12 protein-coding genes and 1 tRNA gene are annotated in these 14,197 nt (G+C 62.9%); 2 read left to right on the top strand and 11 right to left on the bottom strand.

From position 1 onward, the window contains the following. Positions 1-3 precede the first annotated feature (3 nt). From HZ994_05320 to HZ994_05275, 10 genes are all read right to left on the bottom strand, one after another. Complete coding sequence (locus tag HZ994_05320) at positions 4-519, bottom strand: hypothetical protein (protein ID QTN31768.1); 516 nt, start codon at positions 517-519, stop codon at positions 4-6. Between the two features lie 80 nt (positions 520-599). Beyond that, entirely contained in the window at positions 600-2,327 is a 1,728-nt protein-coding gene (locus HZ994_05315) for a dynamin family protein (GenBank protein QTN31767.1), read from the bottom strand. Between the two features lie 24 nt (positions 2,328-2,351). Next, a complete protein-coding gene (locus HZ994_05310) occupies positions 2,352-3,239 on the bottom strand; it encodes a polysaccharide deacetylase family protein (GenBank protein QTN31766.1) in 888 nt (295 codons plus the stop codon). A gap of 104 nt (positions 3,240-3,343) precedes the next feature. Further along, complete coding sequence (locus HZ994_05305; GenBank protein ID QTN31765.1) at positions 3,344-4,321, bottom strand: ABC transporter ATP-binding protein; 978 nt, start codon at positions 4,319-4,321, stop codon at positions 3,344-3,346. A 25-nt stretch (positions 4,322-4,346) separates the two neighbouring features. Further along, positions 4,347-4,853, bottom strand: coding sequence for a gluconokinase (locus HZ994_05300; GenBank protein QTN31764.1), 507 nt, complete (start codon positions 4,851-4,853; stop codon positions 4,347-4,349). Position 4,854: 1 nt separating this feature from the next. Next, the gene (locus HZ994_05295; protein QTN31763.1) at positions 4,855-5,358 is read right to left on the bottom strand and encodes a peptidylprolyl isomerase; all 504 of its coding nucleotides are present in this window, start codon (positions 5,356-5,358) and stop codon (positions 4,855-4,857) included. Next, the gene (gene eboE, locus HZ994_05290; GenBank protein ID QTN31762.1) at positions 5,355-6,554 is read right to left on the bottom strand and encodes a metabolite traffic protein EboE; all 1,200 of its coding nucleotides are present in this window, start codon (positions 6,552-6,554) and stop codon (positions 5,355-5,357) included. The genes HZ994_05295 and eboE overlap by 4 nt, the downstream gene beginning before the upstream one ends. 28 nt (positions 6,555-6,582) lie before the next feature. Continuing rightward, complete coding sequence (gene gatA, locus HZ994_05285; protein QTN31761.1) at positions 6,583-7,995, bottom strand: Asp-tRNA(Asn)/Glu-tRNA(Gln) amidotransferase subunit GatA; 1,413 nt, start codon at positions 7,993-7,995, stop codon at positions 6,583-6,585. Between the two features lie 56 nt (positions 7,996-8,051). After that, positions 8,052-8,342 carry an Asp-tRNA(Asn)/Glu-tRNA(Gln) amidotransferase subunit GatC gene (gene gatC, locus HZ994_05280; GenBank protein ID QTN31760.1) on the bottom strand — a complete coding sequence of 97 codons (291 nt, stop codon included), beginning with the start codon at positions 8,340-8,342 and terminating at the stop codon, positions 8,052-8,054. 279 nt (positions 8,343-8,621) lie between these two features. Continuing rightward, a complete protein-coding gene (locus tag HZ994_05275; protein QTN31759.1) occupies positions 8,622-10,346 on the bottom strand; it encodes a hypothetical protein in 1,725 nt (574 codons plus the stop codon). Between the two features lie 374 nt (positions 10,347-10,720). Here HZ994_05275 and HZ994_05270 point away from each other — a divergent pair. Further along, positions 10,721-10,796, top strand: a tRNA-Phe gene (locus tag HZ994_05270). 62 nt (positions 10,797-10,858) lie between these two features. Next, on the top strand, positions 10,859-11,452 hold the full coding sequence (locus HZ994_05265; protein QTN31758.1) for a 2OG-Fe(II) oxygenase: 594 nt from the start codon (positions 10,859-10,861) through the stop codon (positions 11,450-11,452). Here HZ994_05265 and glnD read toward each other — a convergent pair. Then, on the bottom strand, positions 11,449-14,187 hold the full coding sequence (gene glnD, locus HZ994_05260) for a [protein-PII] uridylyltransferase (protein ID QTN31757.1): 2,739 nt from the start codon (positions 14,185-14,187) through the stop codon (positions 11,449-11,451). The two genes, HZ994_05265 and glnD, sit on opposite strands and share 4 nt — an antisense overlap. Between the last annotated feature and the right edge of the window lie 10 nt (positions 14,188-14,197).

Genomic DNA, 14,197 nt, shown 5'->3' with positions numbered 1-14,197 from the left:
CTTTCAGGGTTTCTCGTCCGCCGAGTAGGTGTTCTCGTAGCTGTAGCCCTGGGCTTCCTTGCCGCGCAGGTGGGAAGGTTCCTTGAGTATGTCGAAGCCCGTGCCGCAATACATGCAGCGGAACTTCTGGGTGGCGATGATGGAGAGGGTTGCGCTCACGCCCTGGTTGAAAGGATAGAGGCGGAACGCCTTCTTGTGCGGCAGGGCGCCGCTATTGATGAGAGGGGTCCCCTTGCAAAGCGGGCAATGGGTGTTGCGCCTCTTGAAAAAAGCCACCAGCCAGGTGGCTGCCGTGTATCCGAGGGTGGCGACGAGCACCTTGGTGGCGAGAGGGCTTGGCTGGAAGAGGTAAACAGTGAGTGTGGTGGCGGCGGCGATGATCCCCATGTAGTGCATCGCGGAAATGATGACCGCCCTCACGAATGGCTGGCGGTGGGGCACGGAGCGCAGGCGCGAGACCGGATCCCGCTTCCCTTGCGGGGTCGGGCGGATGCGCTCGCAACTGATTTCCCTAGCCATTAAATCGACATGGATAGTCATTCAAACCGAAAGATTTGCAAGCGCGTATTTCCCCCGCGCCCAGGTCGGCGCTTGTTCCTTCAGGAGTCCTGCTCGATGGATTTCAGGGTCAGGAAAAGCTCATGCCAGCGGCCGAGTTTCGGCTCGATGGCGAGTTTCTGGCGGGCGAGGTGCTTGCGGATGGAGTTCAGGCAGGTGGTGTAGTCCTGAAAGAAGATGCGGAGCGCTTCCTCGTAATCGGTGCGCAGCGTATCCGCGAAGGTACCGCAGGTATCGAGCAGGGAGTCCTGAAAGTCCTTGGAGATTTTCCAACGGGTGATGAGTGCGATGGCAGTGCCGCCGACCATGAATACCAGCGCGATGCCGCAAAAGAGCCACGGCAGCCATGCGAAGCCGAAGATCCCGCAGAGGGCTCCGAGGCTGAGGAAGAGGAGGGTGGTGGCGGTGAATGATTTCAGCGCAAGGTTGCGGCGGCGCAGCTCGCGCTCAAGCGCCTTGCGGACATGCAGGTTGCCAATGCCCTGGTGTGCCGCGCGGCCTATCCGCTGCACGAAACGAGAGCGCGCCTGTTCGAGCTTTTCGGCGATGGGCTCCTGTTCATCGACATCCGTGCCTATCGCCTCCTTAACGCGGGTGCCTAGTTCCTGCCAGTGGCTGCGGCAGGCTGCGACGACATCCGCGCCGTCGGATGCCGCAACGGACTCCACGGCGAGGCGCAGCCGCTCGATGAACAGGGCTTCCGTATCGCTACCCGTCCTGTCGCCCACGAAGATGCGGAACACGGAGCGGGTGACACCGAGCCATTTCCTCAGGGAGCGGGTGACCCAAACGGCCTCGCTCTCGAACACCTCGGCCACACCGGCGAGGTGGCGAGGCAGGCGGCTGACCAGCCTTTCGCGCATGGCATCGATCTCATCCTCGATGCCCGAGAGGAAGCGGCTCTGGTCGCTGAGGACATGGGTCAGGTCTTCGATGCGATCCTCGATCTTGCGGAGTGCGTTGGACGCATTGTTGCTCCAGGTGTGGAGGGTTGCACGGCGCTCCGGGGAGTCGCAAACGCGGCGGCTGATGTATGCCTCGAGCGCCGGGAAGCCGCTTTTCTCATAATCGCGCTCGGCGAATGCGCCCGCCCGCTTGGCCTCAAAAGCCATTTTCCCGGACACCGGGAAAATCTGCGGGACGATCCCGATCCGTTGGACGGAAAGGTTTGTCATGTGCTCCATGATGACCTTGATGTCCGCCGACTCGCGCTGGTCCGCCTGCTGGATCACGAAGGCAATCCTGGGATGGCATTCCTTCGGGAGGCCTGAGATCAGGTTCCAGGTGGCTCCGCCCCAGGGGTTGGTTACGGGGAACACGAAGAGGATGAGGTCTGCTACGGGCAGGAAGCGTTCGGTGATTTCCTGGTGCCCCTTGACGATGGAATTCGTTCCGGGCGTGTCCACGAGGTTGAAGTCCCTGAGGAACTCGATGGGGCGGTATCGCTCCTCCAGCGAGGGGGTGGTCGCCAGATCGCGCGGCGGTGCGCCGTAGCGATACCAGATCACCCTGTCCGTTTCCGGCAGGATGTTCACCTTGCATAGTTCCCGGCCGAAGAGGCCGTTGATGAGGGAGGATTTCCCGGCGTTGACCTCCCCGCAGACGACGAAAAGGAAGGGTACGCCGAGATCCTTTTCCAGGCTTTCGGCGGCAAGGGCGTCACCGAGATCCGTGGAGGTGTCCTCGGCAAGCTCAGTTATGCCACTGATGACCTGCGAAATGCGCTCGCGGGTGGCAAAGTAGCGCTCGCCGAGATTGAGCTGGCTCACTTTCTGGGGGGGGATGCGGTTCGCTCAAGGGGCGGGAGTGATGGAAGCCTGCGCGGTCGGCGCTTCGGTTTTCATTGCGATGAGCTGGGAGACCGTGACAAAGCTGAAGCCCCGCTTGAGGAGGCCGTCCAGTGTGGCGGGCATGGCATCCACCGTCTGCGAGTGCAGGTCATGGGCGAGGACGATGCCTCCCGCCGTCGTAGAGGAAAGTATGCGGCTGGTGACCACGGAAGGGCCGGGGCGTTTCCAATCGAGCGGATCGACGGACCATAGGACGGTGGGGTAGCCGAATTCGGAGTGGACAAGCTCGCGCTGGCGTTGGAGCAGGCCGCCGTAGGGCGGGCGCATGGTGCGGGGCCGGACACCGGCGGCGCGGCCGATGGCATCCTGGCAGCGCTGCATTTCCTGGCGCAGTTCGGAATCCCCGAGCTTGGAGAGCAGGCGGTGGGTATGGGAGTGGTTGCCGATCTCGTGGCCTTCCGCGACGGTTCTGCGGAGCACTCCGGGGTGCAGGTCCACGCTGCGCCCGATCACGTAGAAGGTTGCCTTGATGTTGCGCTGCGCGAGCATGTCGAGCAAACGCGGGGTGTTCTGCGGGTGCGGGCCGTCATCGAAGGTGATGGCGATGTAGTTCCCTGAAACCAGCACGCGGGAAAAGGTGACTCCGGCACCTTTGGAGAAATCGCTGGAAAGGCTGCCGACGTTGTTGCGCGGCACCGGGCCGCCGACGGAAGGGGTGCGGTAGCCGGTGTTCGGTGTGGTTTTTACCGGTCCGCCGGAGCTGGCGAGGGCGGGGGCCGCCTTGCAGCTTGTGAGGGCGGCGGTTGCCAGGACGAAGCCGCGCCGGGTCAGCTTGCCGAGCTCGGGATTGGCGGAGAGATTGTTGCCGATGCGTTGAAGGGGATGTTCCATGGGATGAGGTGAAATTGAGCTTGCCAAACGATGCATGGCTTTTGAGGCCGTGTCACGCCCGGATTTCCTGAAGGAGGGTGGTTGGCGTAGGCATCGAAGGCCTTTCAGGCGCTCGCGAGGCAGCCCGGACAGTTTTGTGCGAAGTGGCCTGGCTTGATTTCGCGGAGCTGGGGCGGGTGATCGGTGACGCAGAGTTTGGCATCCCCGAGGAGATTGCGCGGCTGGAAGGCGCAGCCTTGCGGGGGGCTGGTGAGGTTGGGCGGCAGGCCGGGGATGGTGATGAGCGGCTGTCCCTTGGGCTGGGCGGAAGGTATGGATTTCAGCAGGGATCTTGTGTAGGCGTGGAGCGGATTGCTGAAAAGATCGGCACGTTTGGCGCTTTCCACGATGCGGCCGGCATACATGACGTTGATCGTGTCACACACACCGGAGACGACCGCGAGATCGTGGGTGATGAAAATGACCGCCGTGCCGAGGTCGCGCTGGCGGTCGCGGATGAGATCGAGAACCTGTTTCTGGACGGTTACGTCGAGGGCGGTGGTGGGCTCGTCGCAGATGAGGAGCTCGGGTTTCGTGATGAGCGCCATGGCGATCATGACACGCTGTCTCATTCCCCCGGAAAACTCATGGGGGTAGGAGTTGATGCGTTTCTCGGGATCGGGGATGCCGACTTCGGCAAGGGCATCGATCGCGCGGGTGATGGCGGCTTTGCCCCGGATGTTTTCGTGCAGTTCGAGAGGTTCCGTGAGTTGGTCGCGCACCCGCATGAAGGGGTTCAGGGAGGTCATGGGATCCTGGAAGATCATCGAGATGCGCTTGCCCCGGATTTTTTGGAGCTGTTTTTCCGGAGCCTTGAGGAGGTCGATCCCATCGAAAACGGCGCTGCCTTTCTCGATCCGGCCGGGAGGGATGGGGATGAGGCCGAGAAGGGAGTAGCAGGTGACGGATTTCCCGGAGCCGGACTCGCCGACGATGCCCAGCGTCTGCCCTTTGTCCACGGAGAAGGATACGTCCTCGACGGCATGGACGACGCCGTTGCGGGTGTGGAAGCGGGTGGTGAGGTTCTTTACGTCGAGGAGCACGGGAGAAACCCTAGATTTTTAAACTCTAAACCTCAAGGAAGAAGGCTCGGACGATGCCGTCGGTGATTTCCTCCGGGGTGAGTGTTGCGGGGAAACGGAGCGCCTCGGATTCGTCCGGCGGTTCAAGGGCGGCGAGCTGGCCGGCGAGCATGTCCGGGCGCATGAAATGGCCGGGACGGGCGGCGAGGCGACCGATAAGGGTGGCTTCGTCCCCATGGAGGAAAACCGTGGCCAGGTCTTGGCCGAGGGTTTCCCGGTAAGAGCGCTTGAGCGCGGAGCAGGCGAGAACCGTAACGCGATCCGGCGGGGCGGGTGCGATCACCTCGTCTCGAAGCCTGATCAACCATGGGAGGCGGTCGGCATCATCGAGCGGGATCCCCGCCGCCATCTTCGCGATGTTCCCGGGCGGATGGAAATCGTCCGCATCGAAAAAAACGCCCCCAAGCCGTGAGGCGAGGAGGCGGGCTATGGTGGTTTTTCCGGAGCCGGAGACACCCATGATCAGGACGACCCTCGGATGCCCCGGCCTCATTTCAGGCTTTGTCGAGGATGCTGTTCCAGTGCTCGACGTTGTCCTTCTGGGCCTCGAAGAGATCGGTGGTGTCATCATGGATGGTGACCGAGGTGATCTTGTCGCCTTGCTTGATCTTATCGACGACGTCCTGGCCGTTGGTCACCTGGCCGAACACCGAGTGCTTGCCATCAAGGTGCGGGGTGGCGTTGTGGGTGATGAAGAACTGCGAGCCGTTCGTGCCGGGGCCGGCGTTGGCCATGGAGAATACGCCGGGTGAGCGGTGGCGGAGATCCGGGTGGAACTCGTCGGCGAACTTGTAGCCCGGGCCGCCCCGGCCGGTGCCGGTCGGGTCGCCGCCCTGGATCATGAAATTCGCGATCACACGGTGGAAGGCGATGCCATCGTAGTAGCCGCGCTTGGCGAGGTTCAGGAAGGCCGCGCAGGTCATCGGGACCTTGGAGGAGTAGAAGGTGGCGTCGATGTCGCCGGCGGAGGTGTGGAGTGTGATCTTGATGTCGTTCATGAGATTGGGTGGTCAGTGTGCAGTGATCTGTGTTCAGTGGAAGTGGAATTTAGCTGCCCGAGAACCCAGCGGTACTCGGCGGCGATCTGCTCTTCGACGGGGCGCTGGAGTTTTCCGGGAAGGACTCCCCAGGTGTAGGTTTCGATCTCGAAATGTTTGCAGGCGGACGGATGCTTGCGGAACCATGCGAGGGTCTGCTCCACGTGGTTGTGGGTGGAGGCGAGCGGTGCCTCCGGCTGGGCATCGAGCGGGATGTGGAAATGGACGCGGGCTTCGGCGAAATCGGATGGGTTCGCTTTTCCTCCATCTACGGCGGCGAGAAAAACGGGCAGGTCGAGGAACCTTTCGAGCGAGCCATCCGGGCGGCGGGCGATGACCTGGTGGAAATAGGTCGGTTCGTCGAAGCCGCGGATGGCCTCGATGGCGGCGGGGTTCCCGGGATCGAGCGAGAGGGCGTTGGAGAGGTGGATCTTCGAGAGGCGGATCCCGGCGTCGCGGATCGCATCGAGCGACGGGGCGGCGTCGTCGAACTCGATGGCGAAGTGGCAGGAATCGAAGTTCAGGCCGATGCGTTTCCCGAGGATGGCGGGGGATTTCGCATGATCGTGGAGGCGTTGGAAAAACGCCAGGGTCTCCGCGGTGTTCTCGAAATGTCCGAGCGGCTCCGGCTCCAGGCCGAGGTGGAGGTCGAGCTGGTGTTGCTGCGAGAGATCCTCGATGTAATAGGCCATCTCGATGAGGTTTTCCCGGATCGGTGCCTCCTCGGCGTGGAAGGTCTTGTGCGAGCCGGGGAGTGTGGAGACCGAGCCGCCGACGTTTTTGGGGGCGATGGCGGCCAGGATCTGGAAAAGGTCTAGCGTGTAATCGACCCGTTCCCGGCTGGTCCAGTCGGGGAGGAAGACCTTTTCCTTCACCCGGGTGCCGTGGAAGGAGCCGTAGGGGAAGCCATTGATTGTGAAGACATGCGAGTTTTTTTCCGCGAGCCAGTCCTGGAATCTCCCGAGGTGATCGCCCGAAAGAAGCTCGCGGGCGGCGAGTGCGGACAGCCGCAGGCCGATGGGGTAGGACTGGTTTGCAGGCTGCTCGCCGGACTCCAGCAGGCGGTCGCGCACCGCCATGACATGGGTGTCGAGAGCACGGAGTGTTTCCGCCCACGTTTCGGCAGGGTGGATGTTGGTGCAGTAGCCGAGGGTCATCCTTTGGGTAAATGCTGAAAGGCTGGAATCAGAGTCGCTGCTCAGCGGCCTTGGCGACGCGGAGCATCATGGCCTCGCCGAGGTGTGGTGCGAGGATCTGGAGGCCGACGGGGAGATTGTCGGAGCCGTCGAAGGAGGTCGTGCCGCAGGGGACTGAGATCGCGGGGATGCCGGCGAGGTTCGCCGGGATGGTGAAGATGTCGGAAAGGTAGTCCTGGAGCGGATCGTCCGAGCAGGAACCGATCTTGCGGGCGGGGGTCGGGGCGACCGGGGAGAGGATCGCATCGACCTTCGCGAAGGCTTCGCTGAAATCCCGGGTGATGAGTTTCCTCACCTTCTGCGCCCTTGTGTAGAAGGCATCGTAGTAGCCGGAGGAAAGCACGTAGGTGCCAAGGATGATGCGCCTCTTGACCTCGGGGCCGAAGCCGTTTTCGCGCGACTGGTGATAGACATCGATGATGTCGGCGGGGTTCGGTGCGCGGTTTCCGTAGCGGATGCCATCGAAGCGGGAGAGGTTCGAGGAGGCCTCGGCCGGGGCGATCACGTAGTAGGCGGCGACGGCGTATTGCGTGTGGGGCAGGGAAATGGGGACGAGAATCGCCCCCTTCGCTTCCAGCTCCTTGGTGGCTTTCTCCACATTCGCGCGGACTCCGGGATGGATGCCCTCGCCGAAATATTCGGCGGGGATGCCGATCTTCACTCCCTCGACCCCGTCGTTGATCCCGGCGGAATAATCCGGCACCGGGACATTGAGAGAGGTCGTGTCGAGAGGATCGTGCCCGGCGATGGCCTGGAGGATGAGCGCCGCATCATCCACCGAGCGGGTCAGCGGGCCGATCTGATCCAGCGAGGATGCGAAGGCAACCAGCCCGTATCGGGAAACGCGCCCGTAGGTGGGCTTGAGGCCGACCACGCCGCAATGCGAGGCGGGCTGGCGGATCGAGCCGCCGGTGTCCGATCCGAGCGCGGCGAAGGCCGTGCCGTCCGCAACCGCCGCAGCGGAGCCTCCCGAGGAACCGCCCGCGATGCGTTCCGGATCGCGCGGGTTGCGGGTGAGCTGGATGGCGGAGTTTTCCGTGGCGGAACCCATCGCGAACTCGTCCATGTTCATGCGGCCGAAGGGGATGGCTCCCGCCTCTTTGAGTTTCCGGATGACCGTGGCGTCGTAGGGCGCGGTGTAGGCATTATCGAGAAACCTCGAGCCGCAGGTGCAGGGCTGGCCCAGGGTGTTTATGTTGTCCTTGATGGCGATGGGCAGGCCGCCGAGGGGCTTTGAGAGATCGGCTTTCCCGGCCGCTTCCAGGGCGGCATCAATGTCATGGGAAACGAAGGCGCCGGTCATCGCGTCGCGCTCGGAGATCTTTTCCGCAAGGCTGCGGAGCATGGAGGAGGGCGTGGTTTCGCCGTTCGCGTAGCTCTGGCGGAGGCTGGTGAGGGTCATTTTCTGGGTAAAAGCTGAAATTTTGAAATTCTGAAATGCAGAGATTTCCTTTTTGTTCAGGCGTCGGCGACGACTTTCGGGACGCGGATCTGGCCTTGCGCTTGTTCGGGGGCGTTGGCCAGGACGAGGGAGGGGGCGAGGCTGGTGCCGGGGCTGTCGTCGCGCATCATGGCGAGGCTTGCGTGGTCTTCGGTGCCCAGATCGTCCGGCAGATCCAGGGCGGAAAGCGATTCGACATGGTGCAGTATGGAATCGAGCTGGCCCTGGAAAACGGTGGCTTCCTCCTCGGTGAGGTCGAGGCGGGCGAGCTTCGCCACGTAGCGGACATCGATATGTTCGTGGGACATCGGCGGAAGACTTGGGGAGCGTTGCCCAAGAATCAAGGGCTTTCCACCTCGCCGGTCATGCAGCAAAAGTGCCCCATCAATTTTTTTAAAGAAAGTTTGAACATCCGTAAAAGTTTAAGGTCTATCCCCCTTGAAGACCGGCCATGCCGCCTTCATGTAAGGGTGTAACAGCAGTTGTCTATCCGATCTCATGGGTGTGGGTGAAGAGATGGCAATCTTATCGGCCGCCGGGGTAGGGACACCCCGGCGGCCTTCCTTTTTCCCTATCGTCCACGCCCGTCACTTGAAGAGGGCGTCTATGCCCATCGCGGATTTCCTCAGGATTTTCGGCATGTCCCGGGGGTTGCGGGGCTTGAAGAGGCGGAACAGGTAGCCGAGCAGGTGGAGGGTGAAGAGGTGGTCTATGATGCGGTAGCCGCGCTGTTTCCGCAGGAGGATTGAGGAGGCCCACGAGAGCGTGCGCCGCTTCACCTTGAAGGGTTCGAAGGAAAGCTTGATCCGGTAGCGTTGGCGGTCATGGGAGGGGTGGCGGTGCTTGTACCCCTTTTTCGCGGAGCGGATGCGGGCGGAGAGCGTCTCATCGAAAGGGAGGAAATAGTAGCGCCTGGCAAGCAGCAGCAAGGCGAAGAAATCCCGCATGTGAAGGATGTCGGCCACGGGGAGCTCCGCCTCCCTGGCAAGGCGTATCATTTCCGGGAAGAGGGTGGCGGCTCCCTCGCCGGTTCGTATCGTTTGCTCCGGATCCGGGACGAAGTGGCGGAGCACCTTGCTGACGGCGTGGTTGATGAAAAGGCAGTCCCAATAGACATTGAGCAGCGGCGGGATGCGGACGCGGCGGAAGAACAGCTTCTGGCGCGCGAAGTCCGGGATGTACAGAAGTTCGTTCACCAGCGTGTCGGCGTGGCGCAACAGTTCCAGGGCGGCGGCGGCCTTGTCCGCGCCCAGGGCTTCGGAGACCGATTGTTCGACGCTTTTCCCGTAGCGGAAAACATGGACCGCGGCAGCGGCGTTGAGCCGGATCCAGATGTCCGGGTTTGGGTTTCCTGGCAGGAAGGCGAGCCGGCGGAAGCGGTGCCAGCCGCCCGTCTGGCACCACACGGAGATGCCAACCATGTTCTCCGCGCCCCCCAGCTCGCGGGCGAAGCGCTCGCAATCACGCCCGATGTAGGACGGGTATTCGCCCGCACCCTCGTATTCGCGCCGCGCCTGCAGCTCGATGATCTTTTTCTGCCTGACGCGGAAAAACGCCTTGTTGAGCGGTATGTGGCGGAAGAAATCGCTCTCGCCGTGCTTCATGGAGACGATGAAATGTTCCGAGTCAAGCCCGGCCAACGTTTGCGCAAGGGTGCCGCGGTGCCAGATGAGATCGCCGATCCTGTGCGCGCCGACGGTCCAGGTGCGGAGGATGAGCGTTTTCCCGGCTTCATCGAAGAGCGGGAGGAGCCTGCGCAGCAGCCGGTTGGTGTCGCGCGGGTTGCGCAGGTGGAGCTTGGTGCGGATGGGATCGGTGACATCGTTGCCGTCGCTCTCGCCGATGCGGAGGACGAGTCCTGAGAGCTGCGGGAAATCGGCGAGCACGCCATCGACGAGGGACAGGTAGTAATCCTCCAGCTCGTCCTTTTTCCCCGCTAGCGAGGCCTCGATGGCCGGGGTGAGGGGGATGATGTCGCTGGTGAGATAGACGGCGAGGTTGAACTCCTCGGTGAGGATCTCGAAGAGCGCGGCGAACTGTTCCCGGAAAAACGCGATGTCCGCCGCGATCCCCGGCTCGTGCAGCGGGTGCGGAGCGAGATGGGCGAGGTCGTCGAGCGTTACGGCGTTGTAACCGAGCGCGCAGACCTCGCGGGCGAGGTGCCGCATGTCCTCCCGGATTTGCGCCCACTGCGCCCCCGCCTCCGGTCCCGAGGTCTTGAGGTGGGTGAAAGGGATCTTGGACCAGTTGATCCGCCGCTTTTCATAGCCCCGGAAGAACGGGCCGATGGCATCGATGAGGAACAGCTCCATGCGGATGCCCCGCAAGGTGGCGCGGCGGCGGCGGGAAGGGAGTCCGGCACTGTGACGGGATCGTCACCTTGCTTCCCCGCCCGGGCTGCAAGATTGCCGGGCAAAGCTTGCGGATGTTCTATGGTGGACAAGGGGCGGCGCGAATTCTTCCGCCGGATGGGAATGTGGGAAATGCCTCGGGATGATCTTTCCGGGGTTGCCGCGCGCAAGCATTCGCGCCCCTCCTTGGGGCAGGGGACACGCTCCCTCATTCCCGTTCTCCATCTCGGCGGGCGGATGATGGGGAAGATTTTCCGGAGCGAAGATGATTTTTGGGTTGTCAAAGCGGGGGCGGGGAGACTTACTCGCCGCCCGCCCGCAAGGGCAGGCCGTGAGGCCCGATAGCTCAGTTGGTAGAGCAGCGGATTGAAAATCCGCGTGTCCCTGGTTCGAATCCGGGTCGGGCCACCACGTTGCATTCAACGTAAGAACGCGTAGCCCTGCCCGACCAACTCACATCATCCGTCGGCGAATTGGTTGATGGCATTCAGCGATCCGGGTGGATCGCGCTTCCGGGTTTCCTGGAAAAGGATCTTGCCGGCGTGCTTTCGGCGGAGAGCCGGGCGGCCTGGGAGGAGGGCGAGTTCCGCCGGGCGGGGGTCGGGCGCGGGAAGGATCTGGTGATCCGCGAGGATGTGCGGATGGATCATGTGATGTGGCTGCGGGATGGTGAGATTACGGAATGCCAGCGGCGTTACCTCACGAGGCTGGAGGAGGTGCGGCTGGCGCTGAACCGGGGGCTCTACCTGGGGCTGATGGATTTCGAGGGGCATTTCGCGGTGTATCCTGAGGGCGGTTTCTACAAGCCGCACCTCGACCGCCACCGGGAGACCTCCGATCGGATCGTGACTGTGATCCTCTACCTCAACCCCGGCTGGGAGCCGGGCGATGGAGGGGAGCTGAAAATATGGACGCAGCCGGGGGACAGGGAGGGGGAGTTTGTGATGGTCGAGCCGAAACTGGGGACGCTGGTATGCTTCCTGGCCGGGGATCATTGGCATGAGGTGCTGCCCGCGGGGAAGACGCGGGCCAGCATCACCGGATGGTTCCGGAGCTCGCGGGGCTAGGCATCGGGGCGGTCAACGAGCCGGCTGAATTTGTCTTCCAGCATGCGCAGGGTTTCCGGATCGCCGATCTGCTTGTGGTCCGCCGTGGTGATGTAAAGGGTGTCCATGGCCACCCCTTTCTCCGTGCAGATGCGGGCGTGCGCGGTGTCCAGGCCAGCCTCGTTGATGGTGTGGAAAAGGTCGTGCAGCAAGCCTATCCTATCCTGCGCCTGGATCTCGACGGTGGTGCAGGTGGGGTGGAGATCGTTCGACACATGCGCGCGCACCGGCACGGAGAGGCCGGTCTCGGTGCGGGGTCTGAGGAAGTTCGCCTTGCGCTTGAGGTAGGTTTCCGGATCGTAGGTTTCGGCTCCAAGGATGTCGGTGAAAGTTGCGGTGACGCGGTTGCGGGCTGCCTCATCGGCGATGGGCTCGAAGTTCGTCGTGCAGACGCGGAAGATGTTGAGTACGATCTCGTCGCTGCGGGTGAAGAGATCTGCGGAAAGGATGTTGATCTGCTCCGAGGCGAGGGCGCAGCAGAGCTTTTCGAGGAGTAGCGGGCGGTCGCGGGAGGCAAGCACCATCTCGGAGTATCCTTTTTCCGGCTCATCGATCCACTTGATGCAGAACGGATCCGGGGTTTGCGCGTCTTTCTCCGCGAGCAGGAAATGGCGGACGGTGCGGATCTGCGTCTTGATGTCCGACGCCTCGCGGTAGGCGAAGGCGGCCGCCGGGGTGCGGTCGAAGTGCTGGCGGATCTCCGCATGGTAGTCCTCGCGCATGATGGCGGTCACCTCGGCGCGCGCCGCCTTGCGGTCGGCATCGAGCTTGCGTGCGAAGCCCTCGCGCCCTTCCTGCAGGAACCTGCGGGTGGCCTTGTGCAGGTTTTGCATGAGGGATGCTTTCCAGCCGTTCCATGCTCCCGGGGCGGTGCCGTTCGTATCGCAGTAGGTGAAGAGATAGAGGGCATCGAGCTTCTCCGGGGTCTTCATGATCGCGGCGAACTCCGCGATGACCTCCGGATGCTCCAGGTTGCGCGTGGTGGCGGTGCGCCAGAAGGTGAGGTGGTTGTCCACCAGGAACATGATGAGTGCGCGGCGCGGCCCCTTGATCTGGAGGCGTGAGCAAAGCTTGATGGCGAGCATGGCGGAGCCATCGATGTGCTCGCGGACGTTTTCCGAGCGCCCGGTGTCATGCAGTATGAGGGCGATGTAGAGGGCGTAGGGATCCACGATCTGGTGGAAGATGCGGCGGAAAACCTCCAGCGAGGGATCCGTGCTTCCGACGAGCTTGTCGAGCTCGTCGATGCAGCGGAGGGTGTGCTCGTCGGCGGTGTAGCGGTGGAAGAACTCGTGCTGGACGAGGCAGTCCAGCGCACCGAATTCCGGCAGGTATCGCCCCAGGAAACCGATGCGGTGCATCTGCCGAAGGGTCTTGGCGACCTCGCCCTTGCGCTCGAGGATGGCCTGGAAGGTCTCCCGGTTCGCCTTGAGGTAGCGGAACGGCCTGTCGATGTCCTCCCAGTGGCTGGCGACAAGGCGGCGGAGTTGGGGGGAGAGCCGCAGGTTGCGCTGCTGGCAGTGCTGGAAGAGGCGCATCATGCGGTGCGGATCATCCCTGAAAATGTCCTGGTTGGCCGGATGGATGCGGCCTTCCTTGGCGATGAAGCCGTCGAACTCCTCGCGCTTCTTTTTCCGAAAGGTCAGGTAGGAGCCGATGCCGCTCTCGGCGACGGTTTCCTGCTGGATCTCGAAAGTCTCCATCAGGGAGGTGGTGTGGCGGTAGAGGGCGCGGGTGTGGCGGTAGTAGTCCCGCATGAAGGCCTCGGTGCGGCGCAGGATGCTGCGCTGCGGGTATCCGAAGGCGGTGGCCACCACTCCCTGTAGCTGGAGTGTGAGGATGTCCGTGGATTTCCCGCTGTGGTAGTGGAGTTGGTTGCGCACCCGCATCAGGAAATCGTATGCCTCGTCGATCTCGCGCAAGGTGGCGGCGGTGATGAGCCTGTCATCGACGAGCTTCTGCAGGTTTTCAGATCCCGTCTTCACCCGCGCAACCCAATGGATGTTCTGGTAATCGCGCAGGCCGCCGCAGGATTCCTTCACGTTCGGCTCCTGCAGGAAAACGGTGTGGGAGCTTTTTTTGTAACGGGAGCGCAGATCCTGGCGCCGCAGTGCCACGAAAGCGTCGGGTTTTTTCGAGAGGCAGTTTTTCGCGAATTTCTCCACGAGCTCCGCATAAAGCTCCGTGTTCCCCGCGATGAGCCGCGTGTCGATAAGCGCGGTGAAATTCTGCGGGTCCGCGCGGGCTTCCAGGATGCACTCGGCGGTGGAGCGGCAGGAGTGGCCGACCTTGAAGCCGACGTCCCAGAGCGGGTAGAGGATCTGCTGGACGAGTTCCTGGACGGGCTTTGGCAGCTTCGTAGAAGCCCGCGGCAGGAGGAAAAGCAGGTCGATGTCGGAGCCCGGGTTCAGCGTGCCGCGCCCATATCCGCCGACGGCGACGAGTGCGATGGGGGATTCCTCGATTCCGTGGGAGCGGATGGTCGCCTGCAGGATCGTGGAGATCAGGGTGTCGATGAATTCCGCGCGCGCCCGTGCGATTTCCAGCCCCCCTCCGCCCGCATTGTGGAGGGCGAGGATGCGCGCCTGCTCCGCGCCGATGTAGCGCTTGAAAAGGGCGGTGCGCTCGGCGGGGGAAAGCTGGCCGTCGATGGCGGGCTGGAGGGAAACGGCTTTCGTTGCGGGTGTTTCGGGCATTGTTGGAAAT

Source organism: Akkermansiaceae bacterium, from assembly GCA_017798145.1.
In the GTDB taxonomy this organism is placed as follows: Bacteria; Verrucomicrobiota; Verrucomicrobiia; order Verrucomicrobiales; family Akkermansiaceae; genus Luteolibacter.
The sequence above is the reverse complement of the archived record's forward strand: the minus strand, read 5'-3'. Positions and strand labels throughout refer to the sequence as shown.

Excerpts from the sequence above, each read along its gene's own strand:
- eboE (QTN31762.1), bottom strand. The coding sequence starts at position 6,554 with ATGACCCTCGGCTACTGCACCAACATCCACCCTGCCGAAACGTGGGCG.
- HZ994_05300 (QTN31764.1), bottom strand. The coding sequence starts at position 4,853 with ATGAGGCCGGGGCATCCGAGGGTCGTCCTGATCATGGGTGTCTCCGGC.
- HZ994_05310 (QTN31766.1), bottom strand. The coding sequence starts at position 3,239 with ATGGAACATCCCCTTCAACGCATCGGCAACAATCTCTCCGCCAATCCC.
- gatA (QTN31761.1), bottom strand. The coding sequence starts at position 7,995 with ATGACCCTCACCAGCCTCCGCCAGAGCTACGCGAACGGCGAAACCACG.
- HZ994_05275 (QTN31759.1), bottom strand. The coding sequence starts at position 10,346 with ATGGAGCTGTTCCTCATCGATGCCATCGGCCCGTTCTTCCGGGGCTAT.
- HZ994_05295 (QTN31763.1), bottom strand. The coding sequence starts at position 5,358 with ATGAACGACATCAAGATCACACTCCACACCTCCGCCGGCGACATCGAC.
- glnD (QTN31757.1), bottom strand. The coding sequence starts at position 14,187 with ATGCCCGAAACACCCGCAACGAAAGCCGTTTCCCTCCAGCCCGCCATC.
- gatC (QTN31760.1), bottom strand. The coding sequence starts at position 8,342 with ATGTCCCACGAACATATCGATGTCCGCTACGTGGCGAAGCTCGCCCGC.
- HZ994_05320 (QTN31768.1), bottom strand. The coding sequence starts at position 519 with ATGGCTAGGGAAATCAGTTGCGAGCGCATCCGCCCGACCCCGCAAGGG.